This is a genomic window from Bradyrhizobium sp. SPXBL-04 (assembly GCF_051853035.1).
GTDB lineage: Bacteria > Pseudomonadota > Alphaproteobacteria > Rhizobiales > Xanthobacteraceae > Bradyrhizobium > Bradyrhizobium zhanjiangense.
In genome coordinates this window covers 5,000,498-5,023,404 of the sequence record NZ_CP182472.1, presented here as the reverse complement: position 1 = coordinate 5,023,404, position 22,907 = coordinate 5,000,498, and the positions used below count along the sequence as shown (strand labels likewise).

General features: G+C 64.9%; 25 protein-coding genes. 14 read left to right on the top strand and 11 right to left on the bottom strand.

Annotated elements, in window-relative coordinates; all coding sequences use genetic code 11:
- Positions 1-7: 7 nt before the first annotated feature.
- The 3 genes from ACNJX8_RS23905 to ACNJX8_RS23895 are packed head-to-tail and all read right to left on the bottom strand — an operon-like array spanning position 8 to position 2,395.
- Positions 8-691 (bottom strand): amino acid ABC transporter permease, encoded by a 684-nt coding sequence (locus ACNJX8_RS23905; protein WP_439356966.1) that lies wholly within the window; start codon positions 689-691, stop codon positions 8-10.
- A 10-nt stretch (positions 692-701) separates the two neighbouring features.
- The gene (locus ACNJX8_RS23900; protein WP_439361962.1) at positions 702-1,622 is read right to left on the bottom strand and encodes an NAD(P)-dependent oxidoreductase; all 921 of its coding nucleotides are present in this window, start codon (positions 1,620-1,622) and stop codon (positions 702-704) included.
- A 32-nt stretch (positions 1,623-1,654) separates the two neighbouring features.
- Positions 1,655-2,395, bottom strand: a complete 741-nt coding sequence (locus ACNJX8_RS23895; RefSeq protein ID WP_439356964.1) for a FadR/GntR family transcriptional regulator — start codon at positions 2,393-2,395, stop codon at positions 1,655-1,657.
- 526 nt (positions 2,396-2,921) lie between these two features.
- Between ACNJX8_RS23895 and ACNJX8_RS23890 the strand changes: the two genes are divergently transcribed.
- The gene (locus ACNJX8_RS23890; protein ID WP_439356963.1) at positions 2,922-3,290 is read left to right on the top strand and encodes a GFA family protein; all 369 of its coding nucleotides are present in this window, start codon (positions 2,922-2,924) and stop codon (positions 3,288-3,290) included.
- Between the two features lie 124 nt (positions 3,291-3,414).
- On the opposite strand, the gene ACNJX8_RS23885 is transcribed toward ACNJX8_RS23890, so the two are convergent.
- Positions 3,415-4,185 (bottom strand): exodeoxyribonuclease III, encoded by a 771-nt coding sequence (locus ACNJX8_RS23885; protein ID WP_439356961.1) that lies wholly within the window; start codon positions 4,183-4,185, stop codon positions 3,415-3,417.
- 39 nt (positions 4,186-4,224) lie between these two features.
- Between ACNJX8_RS23885 and ACNJX8_RS23880 the strand changes: the two genes are divergently transcribed.
- A complete protein-coding gene (locus ACNJX8_RS23880) occupies positions 4,225-4,443 on the top strand; it encodes a cysteine rich repeat-containing protein (protein ID WP_128934286.1) in 219 nt (72 codons plus the stop codon).
- A gap of 159 nt (positions 4,444-4,602) precedes the next feature.
- Here ACNJX8_RS23880 and alr read toward each other — a convergent pair whose 3' ends face one another.
- On the bottom strand, positions 4,603-5,865 hold the full coding sequence (gene alr, locus ACNJX8_RS23875) for an alanine racemase (RefSeq protein ID WP_439361961.1): 1,263 nt from the start codon (positions 5,863-5,865) through the stop codon (positions 4,603-4,605).
- Positions 5,866-5,937: 72 nt separating this feature from the next.
- Positions 5,938-7,443, bottom strand: coding sequence for a replicative DNA helicase (locus ACNJX8_RS23870; protein WP_091895028.1), 1,506 nt, complete (start codon positions 7,441-7,443; stop codon positions 5,938-5,940).
- Positions 7,444-7,993: 550 nt separating this feature from the next.
- Between ACNJX8_RS23870 and ACNJX8_RS23865 the strand changes: the two genes are divergently transcribed.
- On the top strand, positions 7,994-8,200 hold the full coding sequence (locus ACNJX8_RS23865) for a transcriptional regulator (protein WP_128934284.1): 207 nt from the start codon (positions 7,994-7,996) through the stop codon (positions 8,198-8,200).
- Positions 8,201-8,305: 105 nt separating this feature from the next.
- Here ACNJX8_RS23865 and ACNJX8_RS23860 read toward each other — a convergent pair whose 3' ends face one another.
- Positions 8,306-9,556, bottom strand: a complete 1,251-nt coding sequence (locus ACNJX8_RS23860) for an SAM-dependent methyltransferase (protein WP_164940273.1) — start codon at positions 9,554-9,556, stop codon at positions 8,306-8,308.
- A 280-nt stretch (positions 9,557-9,836) separates the two neighbouring features.
- On the opposite strand from ACNJX8_RS23860, the gene ACNJX8_RS23855 reads away from it, so the two are divergent.
- From ACNJX8_RS23855 to ACNJX8_RS23845, 3 genes are all read left to right on the top strand, one after another.
- Positions 9,837-10,838 carry a hypothetical protein gene (locus ACNJX8_RS23855; protein WP_439356958.1) on the top strand — a complete coding sequence of 334 codons (1,002 nt, stop codon included), beginning with the start codon at positions 9,837-9,839 and terminating at the stop codon, positions 10,836-10,838.
- 109 nt (positions 10,839-10,947) lie between these two features.
- Positions 10,948-11,544 (top strand): TetR/AcrR family transcriptional regulator, encoded by a 597-nt coding sequence (locus ACNJX8_RS23850; protein WP_439356956.1) that lies wholly within the window; start codon positions 10,948-10,950, stop codon positions 11,542-11,544.
- Between the two features lie 11 nt (positions 11,545-11,555).
- On the top strand, positions 11,556-12,023 hold the full coding sequence (locus tag ACNJX8_RS23845) for a PaaI family thioesterase (protein ID WP_438108868.1): 468 nt from the start codon (positions 11,556-11,558) through the stop codon (positions 12,021-12,023).
- Between the two features lie 125 nt (positions 12,024-12,148).
- Here the strand turns inward: ACNJX8_RS23845 and rplI are convergent, their stop codons facing one another.
- From rplI to rpsF, 4 genes are all read right to left on the bottom strand, one after another.
- A complete protein-coding gene (gene rplI, locus ACNJX8_RS23840) occupies positions 12,149-12,748 on the bottom strand; it encodes a 50S ribosomal protein L9 (protein WP_128934279.1) in 600 nt (199 codons plus the stop codon).
- A 48-nt stretch (positions 12,749-12,796) separates the two neighbouring features.
- Entirely contained in the window at positions 12,797-13,777 is a 981-nt protein-coding gene (locus ACNJX8_RS23835; RefSeq protein WP_128942990.1) for a DUF2232 domain-containing protein, read from the bottom strand.
- Between the two features lie 135 nt (positions 13,778-13,912).
- Positions 13,913-14,152 carry a 30S ribosomal protein S18 gene (gene rpsR, locus ACNJX8_RS23830; RefSeq protein ID WP_007592020.1) on the bottom strand — a complete coding sequence of 80 codons (240 nt, stop codon included), beginning with the start codon at positions 14,150-14,152 and terminating at the stop codon, positions 13,913-13,915.
- Between the two features lie 5 nt (positions 14,153-14,157).
- Positions 14,158-14,628 (bottom strand): 30S ribosomal protein S6, encoded by a 471-nt coding sequence (rpsF, locus tag ACNJX8_RS23825; protein WP_438108860.1) that lies wholly within the window; start codon positions 14,626-14,628, stop codon positions 14,158-14,160.
- Positions 14,629-14,960: 332 nt separating this feature from the next.
- Here rpsF and ACNJX8_RS23820 point away from each other — a divergent pair, with 332 nt between their 5' ends.
- The 8 genes from ACNJX8_RS23820 to ACNJX8_RS23785 all read left to right on the top strand — a co-directional run bounded on the left by ACNJX8_RS23820 (position 14,961) and on the right by ACNJX8_RS23785 (position 22,905).
- The gene (locus ACNJX8_RS23820) at positions 14,961-15,668 is read left to right on the top strand and encodes a TetR/AcrR family transcriptional regulator C-terminal domain-containing protein (RefSeq protein ID WP_439356952.1); all 708 of its coding nucleotides are present in this window, start codon (positions 14,961-14,963) and stop codon (positions 15,666-15,668) included.
- 3 nt (positions 15,669-15,671) lie between these two features.
- Positions 15,672-16,697 carry a fatty acid desaturase family protein gene (locus ACNJX8_RS23815; RefSeq protein ID WP_439356950.1) on the top strand — a complete coding sequence of 342 codons (1,026 nt, stop codon included), beginning with the start codon at positions 15,672-15,674 and terminating at the stop codon, positions 16,695-16,697.
- Between the two features lie 172 nt (positions 16,698-16,869).
- Positions 16,870-17,829 (top strand): ACP S-malonyltransferase, encoded by a 960-nt coding sequence (gene fabD / locus ACNJX8_RS23810; protein ID WP_128934274.1) that lies wholly within the window; start codon positions 16,870-16,872, stop codon positions 17,827-17,829.
- Positions 17,830-17,840: 11 nt separating this feature from the next.
- Complete coding sequence (gene fabG / locus ACNJX8_RS23805; protein ID WP_091895051.1) at positions 17,841-18,578, top strand: 3-oxoacyl-[acyl-carrier-protein] reductase; 738 nt, start codon at positions 17,841-17,843, stop codon at positions 18,576-18,578.
- A gap of 313 nt (positions 18,579-18,891) precedes the next feature.
- The gene (locus ACNJX8_RS23800) at positions 18,892-19,131 is read left to right on the top strand and encodes an acyl carrier protein (RefSeq protein WP_008551805.1); all 240 of its coding nucleotides are present in this window, start codon (positions 18,892-18,894) and stop codon (positions 19,129-19,131) included.
- Between the two features lie 108 nt (positions 19,132-19,239).
- Positions 19,240-20,505, top strand: a complete 1,266-nt coding sequence (gene fabF / locus ACNJX8_RS23795; protein WP_439356948.1) for a beta-ketoacyl-ACP synthase II — start codon at positions 19,240-19,242, stop codon at positions 20,503-20,505.
- Between the two features lie 125 nt (positions 20,506-20,630).
- Positions 20,631-21,902, top strand: a complete 1,272-nt coding sequence (mltG, locus tag ACNJX8_RS23790) for an endolytic transglycosylase MltG (RefSeq protein WP_439356947.1) — start codon at positions 20,631-20,633, stop codon at positions 21,900-21,902.
- A gap of 115 nt (positions 21,903-22,017) precedes the next feature.
- On the top strand, positions 22,018-22,905 hold the full coding sequence (locus ACNJX8_RS23785) for a YicC/YloC family endoribonuclease (protein WP_128941851.1): 888 nt from the start codon (positions 22,018-22,020) through the stop codon (positions 22,903-22,905).
- Positions 22,906-22,907 lie beyond the last annotated feature (2 nt).

Genomic DNA, 22,907 nt, shown 5'->3' with positions numbered 1-22,907 from the left:
GGTCATCTCACAACGGCGTGCCGAGCCGGCGGCGGCGCGGAAACAGCACGAGGCCAAGGCTCCAGAAGCCGGCACGCATCACCAGCGACAGGATGACATAGAGCACGGCGACGATGATGTAGGTCTCGAAGGCCCGATAAGTGTCCGACTGGATGTAATTCGCGACCGCGGTGAGCTCTTCGGCCGAAATCTGCGAACAGACCGAGGAGGCCAGCATCAGCAGCACGAACTGGCTGGTCAGCGCTGGATAGACCTTCTCGATCGCCGGCAGGAGGATAATGTGCCAGTAGATCTGCAGGCGCGACAGTGCGAGCCCCTCGGCGGCCTCGATCTGTCCGCGCGGAATCGCCTCGAAGCCGGCGCGCATGATCTCGGCGGTATAGGCGCCGACATTGATCGTCAGTGCGGCCACGGCCACGCTGAAGGCGGAGTACTTCAAGCCAAGGCTGGCGAGGCCGAAATAGACCAGGAAGATCTGCACCAGCAGCGGTGTGTTGCGGATGGTCTCGACATAGACCTTGCAGGTGCCGGCGATCAGCGCGTTGTGCGTGCCGCGTCCGACCGCCGCGAGGGTGCCGAGCAGGGCGCCGAGCACGGTCGCGAAGAACGCCAACTCCAACGTGAGCGCGGCGCCGGCCAGGAAACTTGGCCAACGCTCCAGCACTGCGGGAAAGTCGAGTTGGAGGCTCATCGTCGTCGGTTCAGCCGATGACCTGGTTGGTCATGCGGTCATAGACGCGGAACAGCGCCTGGTTGCCGTTGCTGCCTTCGCCATGGGCGCGCGCATCGACGTACTGGCTGGTGACGAGCGCGGTGCCGGGCAGCGGCACGTTCAGCGCCTGCGCATGCTCCTGCACTAGGCGGAGGTCCTTCAGCATCAGATCGATGCGAAAGCCGGCGCCGTCGTCGCCTGCGATCATGGAGGGGCCGAGCTTGTCGAGCATCCAGGACGCCGCAGAGCCTCCGAGCAGCACCCGGCGTAGCAGGTTGAGGTCGACCCCTGAGGCCCGCCCGAGCGCGAGCGCCTCGCAGATCGCCTGGATGTTGATGCCGCAGATCAGCTGATTGCAGAGCTTGACGGTCTGGCCCGCGCCGGACGCGCCGACATGCGTGATGGTCGTGCCCATCGCGCGGAAGAACGGCTCGGCCTGAGCGAACGCGGCCGCATCGCCGCCGGCCATGATCGAGAGCGCAGCGTTCTTGGCACCCACGGGCCCACCCGAGACCGGCGCGTCGATGAAGCTGACGCCGGCCTTTTGCAGGTCGGCATGGATGCGACGGACGGCAACCGGCGAGATCGTGCTCATGTCGACGATCAGCTTGCCGGGAGGAGGGGATTTCAGCAGGCCGTGTTCGCCGTAAATGGTCGCCTCGACGTGCGGGGTGTCGGGCAGCATGCTGATGACGATGTCGGCGCCTTGCGCGGCATCGGCGGGGCTCTTGGCGCGGGTTGCGCCTTCCTTGACGCTGTCCGCCAGCGCGGCTTCGTTCAAATCGAAGACGCGGACCGCGTGGCCGGCCACCAGGAGGTTGCGCACCATCTCCCGTCCCATCGTGCCGATGCCGATGAAGCCGACATTGCCCTTGTCGTTCCGTCCCATGTTGTCAGTCCGTTTCTTGATTGATTGCTTCTTGGTTGGCTGGCCGTCCGCGATCAGCCCGAGGCGCTGGTCGTGTCGATGTCGCCGACGACGGCGCGCCGCCGGTATTCGTCGCCGATGGCAAAATGCTTGCGCAGCGTCGCGTCCGCGCGCTCCGGATCACGTGCAATGACCGCTTCGAAGATGCGGCGGTGATCATCGATCAGATAGGTCTTCATCGACGGGAAGGCCTGCACCAGCTCGCGGCGGCTGCGATGCGAATGCGTCAACAGGCCCGCCATCGAACTGTGCAAAACCGTCAGCGTCTCCGAATGCGAGGCGACGACGATGGCGCGATGGAATTCGAAGTCGGCCATGCCGCCGGCATCGGCTTCGTCGATCGTTTCTCCGATCTTTGCCAGCGCGCGCTGCAGGCGTTCGAAATCGGCGATGTTGGCATGTTCGCAGGCGAGCCTGATCGCCTGGCATTCGATCGCGACGCGGGCCTGCATGACATCGTCGAGCATGTCCGCTTGTTGGGCGAGCGCGAAGGTGAAGAAGTCATTCAGCACGGAGACGTCTGGCCGCGTCACCACGGTGCCGATGCGGTCGCGGATCTCGACGATGCCGAGCACGGTGAGGGCGCGCAGCGCCTCGCGGACGATCGGCCGGCTGACACCGAGCAAGGTCGCCAGCTCGCGCTCGGAGATCAGGCGGTCGCCAGGCTTGAGCGAGCCCGCAAGCAGGCGTTCGCGCAAGAAGGCGAACACCTTCTCGAACCCCTTTTCGCCCTCGGTGGCCCGCTTGAGTTCCATCCCAGTCCTTTTGGTCTGATCTTGGTCAGACCAGTATGATAACCAAGACCCGGAGGTCAAGAGGCCTTAACTAAACGAGGGTGGAAATGGGCGACCGGCGTTGAGACGGCGGGCTTCGGAGCCAACATTCATGCCCCCGCTGGTGGGCCGCGAGGGCTCTGTTCCGCGAGCCCGCAATTACACAATCCGATTTGGTGTACCGCGCCGATGCCGTGTTGAACCGATCCGTTGATCTGGCGGTGACGAGGAGGTTCGCTGGCGAAATATGGCGGCTGAAGCGCGATAGCGACCGCGCGAGCGCATGTTGGCAGCGTCGGGAGAATTCCTCGATGATGACATTCTGCCGGTGTTTTGCCCGACGAGTCAAATGAGATTTCGGATTTCGCGTAAGTCATTGAGCGCACAGGGGTCGGCTACTGTGCATGGGGTTGTTTTTCAGGTTTTTGTTTTAGGCGTCCCGCTGCTGACAGCATGTTGGCAGCAGGGGCCGGCTACGACCATCTCCTGACAAAACGGAGAGCGGGTCATGCCGATCGAGGCAAGCTGTCATTGTGGTGAGACGGTGTTCGAGGTGACGGAGGCGCCTTCGAGCGTGACGCGCTGCACCTGCACGCTATGTGCCAAGCGCGGCGCGCTGTGGGCCTATTACACGCCGGCACAGTTCCGCCTGCTGTCGCCGGCGGAAAACGTCGCGACCTATCTCTGGGGCAGCCGCACCGTCAAACATCATTTCTGCGCGAGCTGCGGCTGCGGCACCTATTCGGAGTCGCCGGACTGGTCGACCGGCAAACCCGATTTCGACAATCCCAAGGTCGCCGTGAATGCGCGCCTGTTCGACGATTTCGATCTGGAGGCCGTGCCGGTGACCGTGATCGACGGCAGGAATTTGTGGTGAGCCCACAGTTTCGTAGGGTGGGCAAAGCGTTAGCGTGCCCACCATTTCGACCTCGGCGAGGATAGAGATGGTGGGCACGGCGCTATGCGCCTTTGCCTACCCTACGGGCCACGGCATCGTCGACCTATTTCAACTCCACCCACGCCGGCGCGTGATCGCTGGCGTCATCCTCGCCGCGGATCGCCTTGTCGACGCCAGCTTTGACCAGCCGCGGGGCGAGGGCAGGGCTGAGCAGGAGATGATCGAGCCGCAGGCCCGCATCGCGCGGCCAGCGGTTTCGCTTGTAGTCCCAGAACGTGTAGATGCGCTGTTCGGGATGCAATTCGCGGATCGCGTCGCACCAGCCTTGTTCGACCAGCGAGGCAAATGCCGCGCGGCTCTTCGGCTGGATCAGTGCATCCTTGTCCCATGAGCGGGTCGGATAGATGTCGATCTCCGTGGGGGCGACGTTGTAGTCGCCGGCGAGCACCACCGGCAGATCCTGCTTGATGAAGCTCTTGGCGTGGCGCTTGAGCCGCGCGAACCAGTCGAGCTTGTAGTCGAATTTCGGCCCGGGCTGCGGATTGCCGTTCGGCAGGTAAATGCTGGTGACGATGATGCCGCGCACGGCGGCCTCGATGTAGCGCGCCTCGTGATCATCGGCCTTCCCCGGCAAGCGATCGCGGGTGAGCACCGGCTCGGCGTTGCGAGCGAGGAGGGCGACGCCGCTCCAGGTCTTTTGTCCACGCCAGACTGCGCCATAGCCGGCCTTTTCGATGGCCGCCGCCGGAAATTCGCCATCACTTGCCTTCAACTCCTGAAGCGCGACGACATCGGGCTTCGCCACGCGCAGCCATGCCAAGAGATTGGGCAGGCGGCGATTGATGTTGTTGATGTTGAATGTCGCGATCTTCATGTAGGGCTAACGCTTCTGCCTTCCGATACCGGAGACACAATGTCCAAGTTGAGCTTTGTTGCCGTCGCACTCGTCATCGCGTTCTCCGGAGCCGCATCGGCACAATCGTCCGATCCGCGCGGCGCGTGCAAGGCGGACTATGACAAATTCTGCGCCGGCATCGCGCCGGGCGGCGGCATCGTTGCATGCCTCAACGGCAAGCGCGACCAGCTCACTGCGACCTGCAAGGCGGCGCTGGACAGCAGGAAGAAGAAGTGAGCGGCCGCTCTCGTGTCCCGGACGCGGCGCAGCACGCAGTGATGCGACGCTGAGCCGTGACCCAGAGAGCGACACCGTACGATGTGGAGAGATGGGCCCCGGCTCTGCAACGCACCGCTGAAGTAGCGCTGCGCTGCGTCCGGGGCACGCGCGTATCGCTCAGCTCGGCAACGGCGGCGGGCTCGCCGGCTGCTCGACCGGCGGCGGCGACGACAGCTGCTCGGAAGCCTGTGCTGGGGGCGCCGGCTTTGCCAGCAGCTCCACGACGTTGCCGCCCTTGTAGATGCGGGCGTAGCGGTGGCCGAGGCTGGTCAGCACCTCATAGCCGATCGTGCCGAAATGATGCGCGAGCTCGTCGACGGTGATGCCCTCTCCGAGCAGCGTCACCATGTGGCCGCGCCGCGCCGCGTTCGGCGGCAGGTCGGTGATATCGATTGCGATCAGGTCCATCGAGATGCGGCCCGCGACCGGGCAGCGCTTTCCGGCCACGATGACTTCGGCGCCGCGGGTGCCGTCATTGGAGCTGGCGGCGCGGAAATAGCCGTCGGCATAGCCGACCGCGATGATCGCGAGCTTGGTCGGCCGCCGTGCGGTCCAGGTGCCGCCATAGCCGACGCTCTCGCCGCGATCGATGGTGCGGATCTGCACGATGCGCGCCTTGAGGTCGACCACCTGCTGCATCGGATTGTCGGCCTCCGGCGTCGGGTTGACGCCGTAGAGCGCGGCCCCCGGTCGTACCATGTCGAACTGGAAGGGGGCGCCGAGGAAGATGCCGGAGGAGTTGGCGAGCGCGGCCGGCACGCCTGAGAACTCGCTGGCGATGCCGCGGAAGGCGGCGAGTTGTCTTGCATTGACCGGGCTGTTGAGCTGCTCGGCCGAGACCAGATGGCTCATCACCAGCGTGATGCCGTGATCGCCGGCGTTGATGCGGGGGATGATGGCCTGCGCATCCGCAAGCGTCAGGCCGAGCCGGTTCATGCCGGTGTCGATGTGAACAGCGGCACCTCCGTTCCAGCCGCTGCGGCGGCAGAACACGTCCCATTCGGCGAGCTCGTTGAGATCGCCGATCACCGGCCGGCAATTGATCTTCGCGTAGTGCTCGCCGGTGTTCTGGAAATAGCCGCCGAGCACGTAGATCGTGGGCTCCGGCACAGCCTCACGCACCTTGCGCGCTTCCTCGATGGTGGCAACGAAGAAGGTCTTGCAGCCGGCCCTGCTCAGCGCACGCGCGACTTCGGGGGCGCCGCACCCATAGGCATCGGCCTTGATCACCGCCGCGCATTCGGCCGGCACCGCCGTCTTCTCGAGCTTGCGCCAATTGGCGATGATGGCGTCGAGATCGACGGTGAGCACGCCGCCATAGGCAGCGAGCGCGGCAGCCTGATTGGCCCCCGCGGAGAGAGGACCGGATTGCGAGATCATTTTCGGGTCGGACGCCATTGTCATGACGCCGTTTTACGCAAGAGGCCCGAGTGGTTCAACCCGGGGATCACTCTAGTAGTCGCTGCGATCCGGCAACTGGCCGTCATGGGCGAGGTCGCCGAAGCGGGTGACCGAGGCATCGAAGTGCAGCTCGACCGTGCCGGTCGGGCCATGGCGCTGCTTGCCGATGATGACTTCGGCCCGGCCGACCGTGCGTTCCATGTCGGCCTGCCATTTGGCGTGCTCCTCGGTGCCGGGGCGCGGCTCCTTCATCGCGAGGTAATATTCCTCGCGGAACACGAACAGCACGACGTCGGCGTCCTGCTCGATCGAGCCGGATTCGCGCAGGTCCGAGAGCTGCGGCCGTTTGTCGTCACGCGATTCCACCTGACGCGACAGCTGCGATAGCGCGATCACGGGAACGTTGAGCTCCTTGGCCAGCGCCTTCAGGCTGGTCGTGATCTCCGTGATTTCCTGCACGCGGCTGTCGCTGGCGCGCTTGCCCGAGCCGGACAAGAGCTGGATGTAGTCGATCACCAGGAGGTCTAGGCCCTTCTGGCGCTTGAGCCGGCGGGCGCGCGCCATCAGCTGCGCGATCGACAGGCCGCCGGTGGCGTCGACATAGAACGGCAGCGATTGCAGCTCGATCGAGACCTGGCGGATCTTCTCGAAATCGGCTTCCGAGATGCCGCCGCGGCGGATGTGGGAGGAGGGGATGCCGGTGCGCTCGGCCACGATACGCGTGGCGAGCTGGTCGGCCGACATTTCGCAGGAGAAGAAGCCGATCACGCCGCCATTGGCGGCCTTCATGGTGCCGTCGGCCTGGAGTTCCGGAACATAGGCTTGTGCGACGTTGTAGGCGATGTTGGTCGCAAGCGAGGTCTTGCCCATGCCGGGACGTCCCGCCACGATGATGAGGTCGGAGTGCTGCAAGCCGCCCATCTTGGTGTCGAGGTCGCGCAGGCCCGTCGAGATGCCCGACAGCTTTCCGTCGCGCTGGAATGCTTTCGCCGCAAGATCGACGGCGACCGTCAGCGCCTGCGAGAATTTCTGGAAGCCGCCGTCATAGCGGCCGGACTCGGCGAGTTCGTAGAGGCGGCGCTCGGCGTCCTCGATCTGCGCCCGCGGCTGGAAATCGACCGGCGCGTCATAGGCGACATTGACCATGTCCTCGCCGATGCCGATCAGGTCGCGCCGCAACGACAGGTCATAGATGGTGCGGCCATAGTCCTGGGCATTGATGATGGTGGTCGCTTCGGCCGCGAGCCGCGCCAGATATTGCCCGATGGTCATGCCGCCGACGTCGGTGTCGGCGGGAAGGAACGTCTTCAGCGTGACGGGCGTCGCGATCTTGCCCATCCGGATCAGGCTGCCGGCGGTCTCGAAAATGGTCTGGTGCAGCGGCTCGAAGAAATGCTTCGCCTCCAGGAAGTCGGAGACGCGGTAGAAGGCGTCGTTGTTGACCAGGATCGCGCCCAGGAGGCTCTGTTCCGCCTCGATATTATGCGGCGCGCTCCGATAGGCGGGAGTCCCGGCGTCGGGCGCGAGTTTGAGAACGTTCGAATCAGTCAGGGCCATGGTCGGACGTGCTTAGCAATTTTCTTGGGCGGATGCGGGGCGCGATAAAGCGCCGCCTCGGCCCAAAGCGGAAGCAAAAGCTGACCGCTATCAACCGCTCAGTGAAAATGGTGGATGATTGGTAGCCGCAGCACGCCCCGCGCTTGACGGATTTTCGCGGAACCAGATGCCGCTTGGAAGCGGCCGCACCCCGCGCCACGGAAAAATCCTGCAGCCGTGAACCTTATGGATTGGCGCGCAGACCTATCGAAGAACGCGCGAATTGACGCACGCTGGGAGCTTTCGGCTCGGCTTCAGACCAGCAGGAGGTAGACCAGCGCAACCAAGGCCGCCCCGACGCCGGTGACGATCAGGGCGTAATCGGTGCGGACGTCGTCCTGCACGTCGAATGAGGTTTGGGTCTCTTTGCTCATGGCGACGATCTAAGTCAGGTCCGACCAGACTTATGTGAAACAGATCACATCTTCCCGGATTCTTTCGGGGTAGAGCCGGAACAGGCCGGCGGGCAGGGGGTTGTCCCCGACGCGCCAGCGGGAAGACGAGGCAAGCAATGCGGCCAGAACGGCAGCAGCAGATATGGCGGAGCGAAGCAGGCAGCCGGCTCTGGCTCGCGGGACTGATCGCGGCCATGGAGCACGCCGAGCGGCCTGAAGTGCGGCGTCAGCCGGTCGCACCCGAACTTCTCGTCGAATTGCGGGCGCAACTGGCGTTAAACGCCTCTTTCCGGCTCTCCCAGATTTCGACCCTGCGTCACTAGAGCATGATGCGGAAAAGTGTGCAGCGGTTTTCCGAAAAGATCATGCTCAAACAATAACCTAAAGCGCGATGACGATTCATCCTAATCTCATCGCGCTTTTAGAGCTTATTCACCTGCCAGCTTCAGCCTGGGCTTGGCGCCGCCCTCGATGGCCCGCAGCCGGGCTTCTTCGCGCGTGACGTAGTCGCGCGTGATCGGCACCACGCCCTGGCGACGGGTGAGCTGGATCTGGAAGTTCATCATGGCCTGCTTGCGGAAGGTCATTTCGCAGGCCGCCAGATAGAACTCCCACATCAGCGCGAAGCGCTCGTCGTAGAGCTGCACGGCCTCCTCTCGCCGCGCCATGAAGCGCTCCCGCCAGGCTTTCAGCGTCTCGGCGTAATGCAGGCGCAGGATCTCGATGTCGCAGACCAGCAGGCCCGCCCGCTCGATCGCCGGCAGCACCTCGGACAGAGCGGGGATGTAGCCGCCGGGGAAGATGTATTTGGCGATCCAGGGATTGGTCGAGTCCGGCCCCTGCGAGCGGCCGATCGAGTGCAGCAGCATGACGCCGTCCTCGCTCAAGAGCTCGGCGCAGCGCTGGAAGTAGGTGTCGTAGAAGCGGGCGCCGACATGCTCGAACATGCCGACCGAGACGATGCGGTCGAATGGTCCGTCGATGTCGCGGTAGTCCTGCAGCAGGAATTTGGCCGAGCCCGTCAGGCCCTTTTCGGCGGCGCGCGCATTGGCGACCTGCAATTGCTCGGTCGACAGGGTGATGCCGGTGACGTCGGCGCCCGCGATCTCGGCGAGATAGAGCCCGAGCCCGCCCCAGCCCGAGCCGATGTCGAGCACGCGCTGGCCACTCCTGACGAGCAGCTTTGCGGCGATGTGCCGCTTTTTGGCGAGCTGCGCATCGTCGAGCGTCGTCTCCGGCGTCTCGAAATAGGCGCAGCTATATTGCTTGTCGGCATCGAGGAAGAGCGAATAGAGCCGGGCGTCGAGATCGTAGTGGTGCGCCACGTTGCTGCGGGCGCGCGAGCGCGGATTGAACTGCTTCAGGTGGCGCGTCAGATAGCGCAGGTGCCACCACGGTTTTGCCCACTGCGGCAATAGGTCGGGTTGATCGAGCAGGATCGCGAGGGCATCAGCTATGGTGCCGCGTTCGACCACGAATTCGCCGTCCATATAGGCCTCGCCAAGCCCGAGCTCGGGATTGATGAGGATTTTCCGCTCCGCATCCGCCGTAATGAAGCGTACCGCGACCGGTTCGCCAGAGCCGTCGCCGACAGTAAACGTCGCCCCGCTTGCGCTGGTCAGCATCATCGACCCGCGGCGGATGAATTGAGACAGGAATCTACGCAACAAACGGTCCATCGACACCTTCCTCTCGAGCGGACCCGAAGAGATGCGACTAACCCGGCCTTTACATTTGACGCTCAGGGTCCCGCTCGGGTTCCTATGCGTTTGCATCTAAATCTAGGGGAGCAGGTCCGGCTGCGCTATTGCGCTGTGCTCAAAGCCGATATTCGAAAAGCGCTTAATCACATCCTTGCGCGCGGACCTGCTTCCATTCGCGGCTCAATCGGCTAAAAGGTGACCGCCGCCGCGCGGGATGCCGGCTGCACCTCTCGGATTTCAATGGAGATGATGGGAAATGTCGAGCCGAGCGCTCAGTCTCGCGACGGTACTGCTTCTGATCGGCTTCGGCGCGACCGATACCGTTCTTGCGCAGGCAACGAACCTCGAGGCCGGCAAGACTCCGTCCCAGCTCTTCGCGCAGACCTGCAATGCCTGCCACAAGAGCCCGCGCGGGCTTCTAAAGTCCGTGGCGCCGGGTTCGCTGCCGGGCTTCCTGCGCCAGCACTACACCACGAGCTCGGACATGGCGGGCATCCTCGCCTCCTACCTCGTCTCCAACGGTGCCTCCGACACCCGCTACCAGGCCAAGGACGGCAAGGACAAGAAGGACGGCGCCAAGGATAAGGAAGCCAATACGGCTCCGGGCCAGTCCGAACATCAGGGCCGCCGTCAGCGGTCGCAGGAGGCCGCCAAGCCGGAGGGCGAGGGGGCCGCTCCGGCGGCCGAGGGCGCGCGCCAGAAGCGTGCTGCGCGTCCGGCCGAGGACGGCACGAAGTCCGAGGGCCAGGCAGCACCGGAGGGACGCAAGGCCAAGCGCCGCGGCAAGCCCGGGACTGAGGAGGCACCGAAGGTCGACGCCGCCGCGCCGGCCACTGAAGACAAGAAGAGCGAGCCGAAGGTCGAGTTAAAGCCTGAGACGGCCAAGCCCGACAGCGCCAAGGTCGAGCCGGTCGAGCCGGGTCGTGACGAAGCCAAGCCCGACACCGGCAAGGCATCCGAGAAGCCCGCCGAGGCCACGCCCGATAGCGCGAAGGTCGAGCCCCGCGGCAGCGAAGCTCCGGCGCTGCGCCCCGATCCGGTCCCGCAGGTGACGCCGTCTGCTGCACCAACGGCCGTGAAGCCGGCCGAGCCGAAGCCGGCGGAAGAGGCCGCTCCCAAGCCAGCCGCGCCTGCCGCCAATTCCGAACCGGCACCCGCGGCCAAACCGCAGGAATCGGCGCCGCCCGCGACCGCTGCGGCCCCGTCGGCAGTGCCAGCCGAGTCCTCCGGCCCGCCGGCGCCGCCGATCTCGCGCTAAGCCAATCCACATTTTCCAATCGACACTGCGGAGGCCCAGCATCGCGGCCTCCGCACTGTCTTGACCGATGCTAGAGCGTGGCTCTAGAGCAATACTCTAGGGGGTCTCGATGACGGCGAGCATGCGTGATGACCTGTTGGAGGCCGGACTAATCGTATTCGACCGCGTCGGCTTCGAGGCTGCGACGGTGGCCGCGATCCGCACCCGGGCGCGCGCCTCCAATGGCAGCTTCTTTCATGCCTTCGGATCGAAGAAGGAGCTCGCCGGCGCGCTGTTCCTGGAGGTGCTGCGGCACTATCACGCCGCGGTGCTGGCTGCGCTCGATCCCGTGCCCGATGCGGAGGAGGGTATCGATCGCCTGATCCGGGCGCATCTCGACTGGGTCGTCACCAGCCGGCGCGAGGCGCGCTATCTCTTTGAGATCTCGCGCAGCGAATGGGGCGAGGACGTGCGCGACGGCCAGCGCGCGCAGAACGCGCGCCTTGTCGAAGGCATCGAGCGCTGGCGTGCGCCGCTGGTCGCGCGCGGCGAGCTGCGGCCGATGACGCCGGTGATGTTCGTCAGCCAGATGATCGGCCCGGCCCAGATCTTCTGCCGCGCCTTTCTGTCGGGACGCGAACGCGCTGATCCGCGCATCGAGGCCGACACGCTGATCGCCTGCGCCATCCGTGCGCTACGGCCACTCGATCGCATCGACAAACAATAGGGAGAGACAGCATGCGAGCCGAAGCGGACCCCGAATTCGCAGCCGTTGCCGAGCGCATCCACGCCAATGTCGGCCGGCAGGGCTTTATGAATCTGGTCGGCGCCGAGCTGTCCGAATTGTCGCGCGGCACCTGTACCATCGCCGTAGAGCGGCGACCGGAACTGCTTCAGCAGCACGGCTTTTTTCATGGCGGCGTGACTGCCTTCTTGGTCGACAACGCCACGACGATCGCTGCCGCCACCTCGCGCGGCCAGCCGGCGCTGACGGCGGAATACAAGCTCAATTTGTTGTCGCCCGCGGTCGGCGAGAAGCTGATCTGCCGGGCAAGAGTGATCAAGCCGGGCCGTCAGGTTGCCGTGGTCGCGGCCGACGTGTTCTGCGTCAGCGATGGCATCGAGAAGCATACGGCAACCGCGCTCGCTTCGATCGCGATGCTCAGCGAGGACGTCGCCGCCAAAACGAAAAGCCCGGCCGCCTGAAGCGACCGGGCTGATCCATTCTCTGTTGTCATTGCCGGGCCTAGGCCCGGCAATCCATCTTCTTGAGCAAACTCTCCTGATGGATGCGCGGGCCAAGCCCGCGCATGACGAGCTGTACGTGCTGCTTACTTCTCTTCCGCAGCCGGCGCCGGCTCGACCTCCTCGTGCTGGGCTTCCGGATCGAAGAACTCGCCGGCCGCGGCGATCGCCTCGGCGGCGGCGTCGCGGTCCTCGTTGCGGGTCGAGATGTCCTCGCCGCGGTTGATGCGCTCGGCTTCGTCCTGGCTGCGCGCGACCGTCACGGTGATCTCGACCTCGACCTCGGGATGAACGGCGACGGTGACCGTGTGCTTGCCGATGGTCTTGATTGGCGCGTCGAGCTGCACCTGCGGACGGTCGAGGTGGACGCCGTCGGTCTCGAACGCGGCGACGAGGTCGCGCACCGTGACCGAACCGAACAGCTGGCCGGCTTCGGAGGCCTGACGGATCACGATGATGTTCTTGCCCTCGATCTTCTCGGCGACCTTGGACGCCTCGCCCTTGGCCTGGAGGTTGCGGGCCTCGAGCTCGGCCTTCATGCCGTCATACTTGGCGCGGTTGTCGGTGGTGGCGCGCAGCGCCTTGCCGCGCTTGAGCAGGAAATTGCGGGCATAGCCGTCGCGAACCTTCACGACTTCGCCCATCTGGCCGAGCTTGTTGACGCGTTCCAGCAAAATGACTTCCATATTCGTTCTCCTTTGAAGTGGTCTGAGTTTCAGTTTTCGGGGGTGGACTTAAGGTGTTGGCAGCGGCGGGGGCTGCCGGCTGCGCAGGAAGCGCTCGCGGAAGCCGAACACGGCATCCGCAAGGCCGAGGATCACCATCGCGATCACGGGCCATCCGAACACGACGACGACGGCGTAGGTGGAGCCGAGCCAGAAGGTGCGGCTCTTCAGCGTCAGCGTCAGCGTATGCAGCACGGCGAAACCGGTCAGCGCATAGCCCATCATCAGCGCGGCCGTGGTGATCTGCGCGACGATCGCGAGCAGCCCGCCGGTGAAGCAGAAGGCGAGCGCGATGCAGAGCGCCACGAGCGTCATCGGCGGCAGCTCGGCCGTCTTCATGTCCGGCCAGGGACGACGCAGCCGGCCCGACGTCGCCGTCACCTTGGCGCTGAGCCAGAGGTTGAGGGTCAGCGTCATCATCGCGACGATGGTGGCGGCGGCCGGTGCGATGCGCACCAGCGCATCGACGAACTGGCTGGCTTCGCCCGAGGTTTGCGGGTCGGTGGTTCGCAGAAGGCGCATCAGGCCGCGCCGCAGCGTGCCGGTGATGGTCTCCGCGTCGGTGCCGAGCGTGAGTAGGGCGGCGATCGTGGTCAGCGCGGCAAAACCTGCGATCCAGAGCAGGATGCGGCCGACCGGATACCACTCGATCTCGGGTTCGGCCGGCGGCTCGGCGACGGAGGCGTCTGGCCCGACGCTTCCGACCTGCCGACCGAGCAGGACGAGGTGGCCGAGCCACCAGGCCGGCAATGCGACGGTCACGGCGAAGGCGATGCAATAGGGCAGGCCGAACAGGGCGCCGAGGCCGATTGCGGCGGCAATGCCGCCGAGGCTCGCGCACAGCGGCCCCCAGCCGATCGCGGCGACCATCAGCGGCAGCGGTGCGAGATAGAACAGGACAAGCGAGATCAGCGCGCCCGAAATGATCGAGGCGAACATCAGGGCCGACGCGGCGCCGGCGATCAGGGCTATCAGTCCAAAGGCCATCATCAGCTGTCCCGCTCCCTTCGAGCGGTTAGAGGCATCGTTTGCCCCAACCATCGGCGACCGGACGACCCGGAAGCCTTATGCGTTCAGATCAGTTTACGACCGGCGGCTCAACGGCCGCCGGTCGAATTGGTCGTATCAGCGAATGACGTAGGGCAACAGGCCCAGGAACCGCGCGCGCTTGATGGCGCGGGCGAGCTCACGCTGCTTCTTCGCGGACACCGCGGTGATGCGGCTCGGCACGATCTTGCCGCGCTCGGAGACGTAACGCATCAGGAGCTTGGAGTCCTTGTAGTCGATCTTGGGAGCATTGGCGCCCGTGAACGGGCAGCTCTTGCGACGACGGAAAAACGGACGGCGTGCACCAGCTTCAGCCATTGATCTTACTCCCCATCCGTCGTGGTTTCAGCTTCTTCGCGCGGGCGGCGCGGGCCGCGGTCACCGCGGAAGCCGCCCTCGCGGTCACCACGGAAGCCGCCCTCACGCTCGCCGCGGAAGCCGCCGCCGCGGTCGTCACGCTCGCGATCACGATCGGCCTTGCGCATCATCGCGGACGGGCCTTCCTCGAGTTCTTCGACGCGGACGCTGAGATAGCGGATCACGTCTTCGCTGATGCGCTCCTGGCGCTCGATCTCGGCAATCGCCGCGGACGGCGCGTCGATGTTGAGCAGCACGAAGTGCGCCTTGCGGTTCTTGTTCATGCGGTAGGTGAGGGAGCGAACGCCCCAATTCTCGGTCTTGGTGATCTTGCCGCCGAGACCCTCGACGATACCGGTCATCTGCGCAGTCAGCTCTTCGACCTGCTGCGGGCTCGCGTCCTGACGCGCGAGAAAAACATGCTCGTAAAGAGGCATGGAAGTCCTTTCCTCATGTTGGCGCATCGCCCGGCGTCAAGCCCTTAAGAGACCTTCGGAAAGGACTCTGGGATCAAGCTCAGAAGGCGGAAACACGGGACGACGGGCCGACTGGCCCTGCCACACCAAAATCACGAATGATTTGCTGAGACCGTCCGTTCAGCTCCCGGCCGGGGTCTGCGGATGCGCGCCTTATACGGATTTTGGCCGGCTTTGCAAGGTTGGGGACCGAGTCTAGGCCTGGACCGTCCGTAGGCGGTCGTTACCCACCCTCAAATCTGGCTTGATTTATTTGTTTGTATAGCATACAAAGAAAGCAGCGGGAGGATCCAATGGCAGATAATTCTGCCCATGCTCCGTTCGAACCGGGCGCCGGCGACCCCAAGCATGCCGCGCGCGCCACGCGCTCGGCCGGCCGCAAGATGCGGTCGCTGCTGCTGGATGCAGCGAGCCCGCTGTTCCGGGAGCGGGGACTTTCAGGCACGGCGATCACCGACATCGCGGCCGCGGCGGATGCGTTCCCGAGCCAGATCACCTATTATTTCCGCACCAAGGAGGCGCTGTTCGTCGAATGCGCCTGCCGCGAGCTGCTGTACCTGGCGCGCGCGACGGAGCAGGCGGCGCTGAAGACGCGCACGCCGCGGGAATATACGCACGCGCTGGCCGAGACGGTCACGGCGAGCGATTCGGTCGCCTTCTTCGCCGAAGCCCTGACACTGACGCGGCGGCGCCAGGATCTCGCGCCACTGGTCGAGCGCACCATCGAACGGCTGCACAGTGAAGGCGCGCGGGCCTATGCGAGCCAGGTCGCGCGGCATGGCTGGCGCTCCCTGCGCGCGCCCGACGAAAGCTCGCGGCGGTTCTGGGCCGTCGCCATCGGCGTCATCCTCGAAGGCTACGCCATGGGCCGTTCGTCCGACCAGCTCTGCGCCGAGATGCTGCGCGTGCTCGGTGAGCAGGCGAAATCCACGGGCGACGCGGCGCGCCTGCGTCTCGTCGAGCAGCACGACACATCGACCACTTCGGATGGGGAGAGTTAGGCCATGACCGCGCTTCGCATGCGTGCCCGCGATTTCCTGACCGACGAACAATTGGCCGACGTGCGCCAGCGCGTGACGTGGAAAGGCGTCGCACTGATCGTGCATGCCTGGGCGCTGATCGTAGGCGCGATCGCTCTGGTCGCGTGGTGGCCCAATCCGCTGACATACATTCTCGCCGTCGCCATCATCGGCTCGCGCCAGCTTGGGCTCGCCATTCTCATGCATGACGGCGCGCATGGTTGCCTATCTGCCGACGAGAAAACCAATCTGGCGCTGAGCCAATGGTTCTGTGCCTATCCGCTGTTTGCAGAGACGCGCAGCTACCGGCGCTATCACTTGCAGCATCACGCGCGCACCCAGCAGGAGGACGATCCCGATCTGGTGCTGTCGGCGCCGTTTCCGATCACCAAGCTGAGCTATCGCCGCAAGTTCATTCGCGACATCACCGGACAGACCGGTTATCAGCAACGCAAGGCGCAATTGCTCAACGCGCTCGGGCCGAAGGACTGGCCATGGCGGCAGCGTGCGGCGCATTTCTGGGACAAGCTCGGTCCGCAATGCATCGTCAATGCCGCGATGCTCGCCGCGTGTGCGGCGGCCGGCGTGTGGTGGGCCTATCCGCTGCTATGGCTGGTGCCGCTCCTGACCTGGATGATGGTCATCACCCGTATCCGCAATATCGCCGAGCACGCCGTCGTCCCTGACAGCAATGACCCCTTGCGCAACACCCGCACCACGCATGCCAATTTTCTCGAGCGCCTGTTCATCGCGCCGTACTACGTGAACTATCACCTCGAGCATCACCTGTTGTTCTACGTGCCCTGCTACAATTTGCCGAAGGTGCATCGCCTGCTGAGCGCCAGCCGGCATGCCGGCCGCATGGAGGTGCAGCCGGGCTACGCCGCGGTGCTGCGGCTCGCCACCGCGAAGCCGAACCGGGAGGATCGGCCGGGGCAACTGGTCAACAGCGCGCGCCGCGCGCGGGCGGGGGCAGAGGTTGACGCCAACCAGACGGCCGGCGGATTCTAGGAAGCCACATCCCCGGTTGAATGCCGGCCGGGTTCCCATCTTGGCTTGACAGTCCGACCCCGGACAGTGTCTACGGCCCCCTTTGGAGCGTGATCCGGAACCTTGGCCCAAGGCCGCGCGTAATCGGCTGCCGGTTCTCGTGAGGATCAAGCCCGACAAGCAGGGAGCGCCGATGACGGCAGCATTCACATTTCCGGGGCAGGGGTCCCAGGCGGTTGGCATGGGCAAGGCCCTGGCCGACGCCTTTCCGGTGGCGCGCGCCGTGTTCGACGAGGTCGATGCCGCGCTCGGGGAGAAATTGACGGCGACCATATGGGATGGTCCGGCCGAGACCCTCCAGCTCACCGAAAACGCCCAGCCGGCGCTGATGGCGGTCTCGGTCGCCACCCTGCGCGTGCTGGAGAGCGAAGCCGGTTTTTCGGTCGGGCGGGACGCGGCCTTCGTCGCCGGCCACTCGCTTGGTGAATATTCGGCGCTGGCTGCGGCCGGCAGCCTGACCATCTCCGATACCGCACGGCTGCTTCGCACCCGCGGTCTCGCAATGCAAAAAGCCGTCCCGGTCGGCGCCGGTGCGATGGCCGCGCTGCTGGGCCTCGATTACGAGGCCGCCATGGAGGTCGCCCAAGAGGCGGCGCAGGGGCAGGTCTGCCAGGCCGCTAACGACAATGGCGGCGGGCAGGTGGTGGTCTCCGGCGACAAGGCAGCGGTCGATCGCGCCGTCGAGATCGCCAAATCCAAGGGCGCCAAGCGCGCGATGCTGCTGCCTGTATCCGCGCCGTTCCATTGCAAGCTGATGCAGCCGGCCGCCGACGCCATGGCGGAGGCGCTCTCGAAGGTCACGATCAAGGCGCCGGCCGCGCCTCTAGTGTCGAACGTGCTGGCGAGCGCCATTAGCGACCCCGATGAGATCCGCCGCCGCCTGGTTGAGCAGGTCACCGGCACGGTGCGCTGGCGCGAGTCGGTTGCCTATATGGCAGGGCAGGGCGTCACCCGCTTCTTCGAGATCGGCGCCGGCAAGGTGCTGACCGGTCTCGTCAAGCGCATTGCGGACGGTGCCGTCGGCGTTGCTGTCGGCGGTCCCAACGACATTGCCGCCGCTAAGGACGCCTTGGCCGCCGCGAAGCAGGGTTGAGGGAGTTATCGATGTTTGATCTGACTGGCAGGAAGGCGCTCGTCACCGGCGCGACTGGCGGCATCGGCGGCGCGATCGCGCTGGCGCTGCACGCGCAGGGCGCTACCGTTGCGATTTCCGGAACGCGCAAGGAAGTGCTGGATGAGCTTGCCGGCAAGCTCGGCGAGCGCGCCTTTGTGTTGCCCTGCAATCTCTCCAAGGCCGATGAGGTCGAAGCGCTGGTGCCCGCTGCGGAAGCCGCGATGGGACAGGTCGACATCCTCATCGCCAATGCCGGCATCACCCGCGACAATCTCTTCGTGCAACTCCGTGACGAGGATTGGGAGGAAGTCATCAACGTCAATCTGACCGCGACCTTCCGCCTGGCACGCGCCGCCACCAAGCTGATGATGCGCAAGCGCTTCGGCCGCATCATCGCCATCACCTCGGTGGTCGGCGTCACCGGCAATCCCGGACAGGGCAATTACACCGCCTCGAAGGCGGGCCTGATCGGCATGATCAAGACGCTCGGTGCCGAATACGCCAAGCGCGGCGTGACCGCCAATTGCATCGCGCCAGGCTTCATCAAGACGCCGATGACGGATGCGCTCAACGACAAGCAGCGCGAAACGATTCTGACCAAGGTTCCGGCTGCCCGTCTGGGCACGCCCGAGGACATCGCGGCGGCCGCCGTGTACCTGAGTTCGAACGAAGCAGCCTACGTCACCGGCCAGACCATCCACGTCAACGGCGGCATGGCTATGATCTAAGCCCTCATTCCGCACTGCCCACATGGGCGGCGCGGGATGCGGCAAACGGCCGTTTCCGGAGCGAAATGAGGCTTGTAGTCAAGGCAATTGAAGTATGATAACCGGACCTTCAACGGATGGGCAAAGAACGCCATTGCAGGTTTTTGAAACCCTGTATATTGGCGATGCGGAGCCTTGGCCGTCGTTCGCCGGGCCCTGTATCGGTTAGGATGGGGCCAAATCAAAGTTCGTAAGCGAAGGCAAGTAACACGACCACGACGGCTCGTATCGTCCCGGGGGGTCGGGTCTACAGGGAACAACACGAGGTTAAGCAATGAGTGACATTGGCGAGCGGGTTAAGAAGATCGTGGTCGAACACCTTGGTGTTGAACCCGAGAAGGTTGTCGACAACGCGAGCTTCATCGATGACCTCGGCGCCGACAGTCTGGACACCGTCGAGCTGGTGATGGCGTTCGAAGAGGAATTCGGTTGCGAGATTCCGGACGACGCTGCGGAAACGATTCTCACCGTCGGCGATGCCACGAAGTTTCTCGAGAAGAACGCGAAGAGCTAAGGCTCTTCATTTTCGCGGGGACAACATTGAAACCGGACGGGCCGCTTCGCAGCGGCCAGCCGGTTTCTTGTTATTGGCCGTGAATCTTTCGATGCGGAGTTTTCGGATATGAGGCGGGTTGTCGTCACGGGTCTTGGCATGGTCTCGCCACTCGGCTGTGGCGTCGAACCGACCTGGAAACGCATCCTCAACGGCGAGAGCGGTGCGCGCAGGATCGCGAGCTTCGACGTCTCCGATCTCCAGACCAAGATCGCCTGCACGGTCGTGCGCGGCGACGGTTCGAACGACACGTTCAATCCCGACAAGTGGATGGAGCCGAAAGACCAGCGCAAGGTCGACGACTTCATCATCTTCGGCATGGCCGCAGCCGGCCAGGCGCTCGACGATGCCAACTGGCATCCCGAGACTGAAGAGGACAAGTGTGCGACCGGCACCATGATCGGGTCCGGTATCGGCGGCCTCAACGGCATTGCCGATACGGCGATCCTGCTCAAGGAGCGCGGACCGCGCCGAGTGTCGCCGTTCTTCATTCCGGGACGCCTGATCAATCTCGCCTCCGGCTATGTCTCGATCGCGCACGGGCTGAAGGGACCGAACCATTCGGTGGTCACGGCCTGCTCGACCGGCGCGCATGCGGTCGGCGATGCCGCCCGCCTGATCGCGCTCGGCGACGCCGACGTCATGGTGGCCGGCGGCGCGGAATCGCCGATCTGCCGCATCGGCATTGCCGGCTTCAATGCCGCGCGCGCGCTATCGACTGGTTTCAACGAGACGCCCGAGAAGGCTTCGCGTCCCTATGACAAGGACCGCGACGGCTTCGTGATGGGCGAGGGCGCCGGCGTCCTGGTGCTCGAGGAGTTCGAGCACGCCAGGCGCCGTGGCGCGAAGATCTACGCCGAGGTGATCGGCTACGGCCTCTCCGGCGATGCTTATCACATCACCTCACCGTCGCCCGATGGCGATGGCGGCTTCCGTAGCATGTCGGCAGCCCTCAAGCGTGCCGGTCTCGCGGCATCCGATCTCGACTACATCAATGCGCACGGCACCTCGACACCGCTCGGCGACGAGATCGAGCTTGGTGCGGTGGAGCGCCTGTTGGGCAATGCCGCCTCCAAGGTCGCGATGTCCTCGACCAAGTCGTCGACCGGTCATCTCCTCGGCGCGGCCGGTGCGATCGAGGCGATCTTCGCCATTCTCGCGATTCGCGATAATGTCGTGCCGCCCACCATTAACCTCGACAATCCGTCGGTCGAGACCGCGATTGATCTCGTGCCGCACAAGGCGAAGAAGCGTGAGGTCAACGTCGCATTGTCGAACTCTTTTGGTTTTGGCGGCACCAATGCGTCGGTGATCGTCCGGCGCTTGGCCAGTTAGTTTGCGTTGAGACGAATCCACCGTTTTGCCGTATTCGGCGATAGTCATAGAAGTGGGCGCGTGCATTTGGCTCGGCAAGGTGATTGTCAGGCCGCGATTGAACCGGCAGGATTCAGGTTGCTTCGATGAGTGAAAGGCCGCCCATTTCGCCGCGGAGTCCGCGGGCAGCGCTCGAGCCCGAGCAGGTCCCGCCGCCGCCGAAGCGATCGGAACGCGCGCGCAATCCCTTCGTGGTGGTCGGCAACGCCATCATCACCCTGGTGTTGATTGCCATGCTCGGCGCCGGCGGGGTCTATTATTGCGGGCGGCAGGTGTTGGAAGCACCCGGGCCGCTTAGGGAAGATAAGATCGTCAACATCCCGCAGCGCGCGGGCAAGCGCGACATCGCCGAGACGTTGAACCGGGAAGGCGTCACCGACATCAATCCGTGGGTGTTCATCGCCAGCGTCGCCGCGCTGAAGGCGAGTTCGGACCTCAAGCCCGGTGAGTATTCGTTCCAGAAGAACGCCTCCTTGCGCGACGTCATCGCCACCATCGTCGAGGGCAAGGTGGTGCAGCATGCCGTGACGATCCCGGAAGGCCTGACCTCCGAGCAGATCGTGGCGCGGCTGTCCGACAACGACATCTTCACCGGCAGCGTGCGCGAGCTGCCGCGCGAGGGCACGTTGTTGCCGGAGACCTACAAGTTCCCGCGCGGCACCACACGCGAGCAGGTGATCCAGCGCATGCAGCAGGCGCACAAGCGCGTGCTGGCCGAGATCTGGGAGCGCCGTAGCCAGGACATTCCGGTGAAGACGCCGGAGCAGCTGGTGACGCTGGCGTCCATCGTCGAAAAGGAGACCGGCAAGCCGGACGAGCGCAGCCGCGTCGCTGCCGTGTTCGTCAACCGCCTGAAGCAGAGGATCAAGCTGCAGTCCGATCCCACGATCATCTATGGCCTCGTCGGCGGCAAGGGCACGCTGGGCCGCCCGATCAAGCGCAGTGAGATCACGCAGCCATCGCCTTACAACACCTATGTGATCGAAGGCCTGCCGCCGGGGCCGATCTCGAATCCGGGCCGCGCCTCGCTCGAGGCCGCCGCCAACCCGGCCCGCACCCGCGATCTCTATTTCGTCGCGGACGGCACCGGCGGGCACGCCTTCACCGAGACCTACGACGCGCATCAGAAGAACGTCGCCAAACTCCGCGCGATGGAGAAGCAGATCCAGAACGACACGGTCGAGCCGGCCGAGGACGCGCAGCCGCCGGCTGCTGCTGCGCCGGCCGCCACCGATCCGCCGACCGCGACCACGCCGGCGCGGCCCAACCAGCAGAAAAAGCAACCATCACGGCCGGCTGGTCCCGCACCGGCCCGGCAGGGCGCGGTGCAGTCCTCGCCGCCGGTGGTCCAGCGCTAGGCTGGCGGCAGAGCTGCCCGCGGACATTGCGGATTCCACTTTCCGGCAAAATAGTCTTAAGATTCGCGTGGCTTGATGGCCTCGCGAATCCCGTGTTTCTGGAGAATTTCAACCGATGGCGCTGTCGTCCATGACCGGCTTTGCCCGAAGCCACGGCGCGAGCGGGCCGTACACGTTCGAATGGGAATTGAAGTCGGTCAATGCCAAGGGCTTTGACCTCAGGGTGCGGCTGCCGCAGGGGTTCGACGAGCTCGAGGCCCACGCCAAGAAGCGCGCCGGCGAGCTGCTCGCGCGCGGCACCGTCTACGCCAATCTCAACGTCAAGCGCACCAACGCCGCCGCCACGGTCCGCGTCAACGAGGACGTGCTCAACGCCGTGCTGAAGGCGGCCGCACTGATCTCCGGCAAGGTCGACGCGGTCGCGCCGAGCATCGATGGCCTGCTCGCCATCAAGGGCGTCGTCGAGGTCGCCGAGCCCGAGGGCGACGAGGAAGAGGACAAGGCCGCGCGCGCCGCCGCAGTGGAGGCGTTCGACAAGGCGCTCGCCGATCTCGTCGAGATGCGCAAGCGCGAGGGCACCTCGCTGGGGCAGATCCTGACCCAACGGGTCGACGAGATCGAGCAATTGGCAAAGAAAGCCGAGGCTGCGCCTGGCCGCAAACCGGAGGCGATCAAGGCGAAGCTCACTGAGCAGATCGCTAGCCTGCTCGACACCTCCGATCGTTTCGATGCCGATCGCCTGATGCAGGAGGCAATCCTGATCGCAACCAAGGCCGACATCCGCGAGGAGCTCGACCGCATCGCCTCGCATATCACGCAGGCGCGCGAGCTGATCGGCAAGGGCGGTCCGATCGGCCGCAAGCTCGATTTCCTGGCGCAGGAGTTTCACCGCGAGGTCAATACCTGCTGCTCGAAGTCGAACGACATCGAGCTCACCAATACGGGACTCGCCATGAAGAATGTGGTCGAGCAGTTCCGCGAGCAGGTCCAAAATCTGGAGTGATC

Coding starts and splice junctions, on each gene's coding strand:
- ACNJX8_RS23800 (WP_008551805.1), top strand. CDS start 18,892: ATGAGTGACATTGGCGAGCGGGTTAAGAAGATCGTGGTCGAACACCTT.
- fabG (WP_091895051.1), top strand. CDS start 17,841: ATGTTTGATCTGACTGGCAGGAAGGCGCTCGTCACCGGCGCGACTGGC.
- ACNJX8_RS23835 (WP_128942990.1), bottom strand. CDS start 13,777: ATGATGGCCTTTGGACTGATAGCCCTGATCGCCGGCGCCGCGTCGGCC.
- alr (WP_439361961.1), bottom strand. CDS start 5,865: ATGATCTCGCAATCCGGTCCTCTCTCCGCGGGGGCCAATCAGGCTGCC.
- ACNJX8_RS23860 (WP_164940273.1), bottom strand. CDS start 9,556: ATGGACCGTTTGTTGCGTAGATTCCTGTCTCAATTCATCCGCCGCGGG.
- mltG (WP_439356947.1), top strand. CDS start 20,631: ATGAGTGAAAGGCCGCCCATTTCGCCGCGGAGTCCGCGGGCAGCGCTC.
- fabF (WP_439356948.1), top strand. CDS start 19,240: ATGAGGCGGGTTGTCGTCACGGGTCTTGGCATGGTCTCGCCACTCGGC.
- ACNJX8_RS23895 (WP_439356964.1), bottom strand. CDS start 2,395: ATGGAACTCAAGCGGGCCACCGAGGGCGAAAAGGGGTTCGAGAAGGTG.
- ACNJX8_RS23880 (WP_128934286.1), top strand. CDS start 4,225: ATGTCCAAGTTGAGCTTTGTTGCCGTCGCACTCGTCATCGCGTTCTCC.
- ACNJX8_RS23865 (WP_128934284.1), top strand. CDS start 7,994: ATGCGGCCAGAACGGCAGCAGCAGATATGGCGGAGCGAAGCAGGCAGC.
- ACNJX8_RS23845 (WP_438108868.1), top strand. CDS start 11,556: ATGCGAGCCGAAGCGGACCCCGAATTCGCAGCCGTTGCCGAGCGCATC.
- ACNJX8_RS23885 (WP_439356961.1), bottom strand. CDS start 4,185: ATGAAGATCGCGACATTCAACATCAACAACATCAATCGCCGCCTGCCC.
- rplI (WP_128934279.1), bottom strand. CDS start 12,748: ATGGAAGTCATTTTGCTGGAACGCGTCAACAAGCTCGGCCAGATGGGC.
- ACNJX8_RS23850 (WP_439356956.1), top strand. CDS start 10,948: ATGACGGCGAGCATGCGTGATGACCTGTTGGAGGCCGGACTAATCGTA.
- ACNJX8_RS23815 (WP_439356950.1), top strand. CDS start 15,672: ATGACCGCGCTTCGCATGCGTGCCCGCGATTTCCTGACCGACGAACAA.
- ACNJX8_RS23890 (WP_439356963.1), top strand. CDS start 2,922: ATGCCGATCGAGGCAAGCTGTCATTGTGGTGAGACGGTGTTCGAGGTG.
- ACNJX8_RS23785 (WP_128941851.1), top strand. CDS start 22,018: ATGGCGCTGTCGTCCATGACCGGCTTTGCCCGAAGCCACGGCGCGAGC.
- ACNJX8_RS23820 (WP_439356952.1), top strand. CDS start 14,961: ATGGCAGATAATTCTGCCCATGCTCCGTTCGAACCGGGCGCCGGCGAC.
- rpsR (WP_007592020.1), bottom strand. CDS start 14,152: ATGGCTGAAGCTGGTGCACGCCGTCCGTTTTTCCGTCGTCGCAAGAGC.
- ACNJX8_RS23855 (WP_439356958.1), top strand. CDS start 9,837: ATGTCGAGCCGAGCGCTCAGTCTCGCGACGGTACTGCTTCTGATCGGC.
- rpsF (WP_438108860.1), bottom strand. CDS start 14,628: ATGCCTCTTTACGAGCATGTTTTTCTCGCGCGTCAGGACGCGAGCCCG.
- ACNJX8_RS23870 (WP_091895028.1), bottom strand. CDS start 7,443: ATGGCCCTGACTGATTCGAACGTTCTCAAACTCGCGCCCGACGCCGGG.
- ACNJX8_RS23905 (WP_439356966.1), bottom strand. CDS start 691: ATGAGCCTCCAACTCGACTTTCCCGCAGTGCTGGAGCGTTGGCCAAGT.
- fabD (WP_128934274.1), top strand. CDS start 16,870: ATGACGGCAGCATTCACATTTCCGGGGCAGGGGTCCCAGGCGGTTGGC.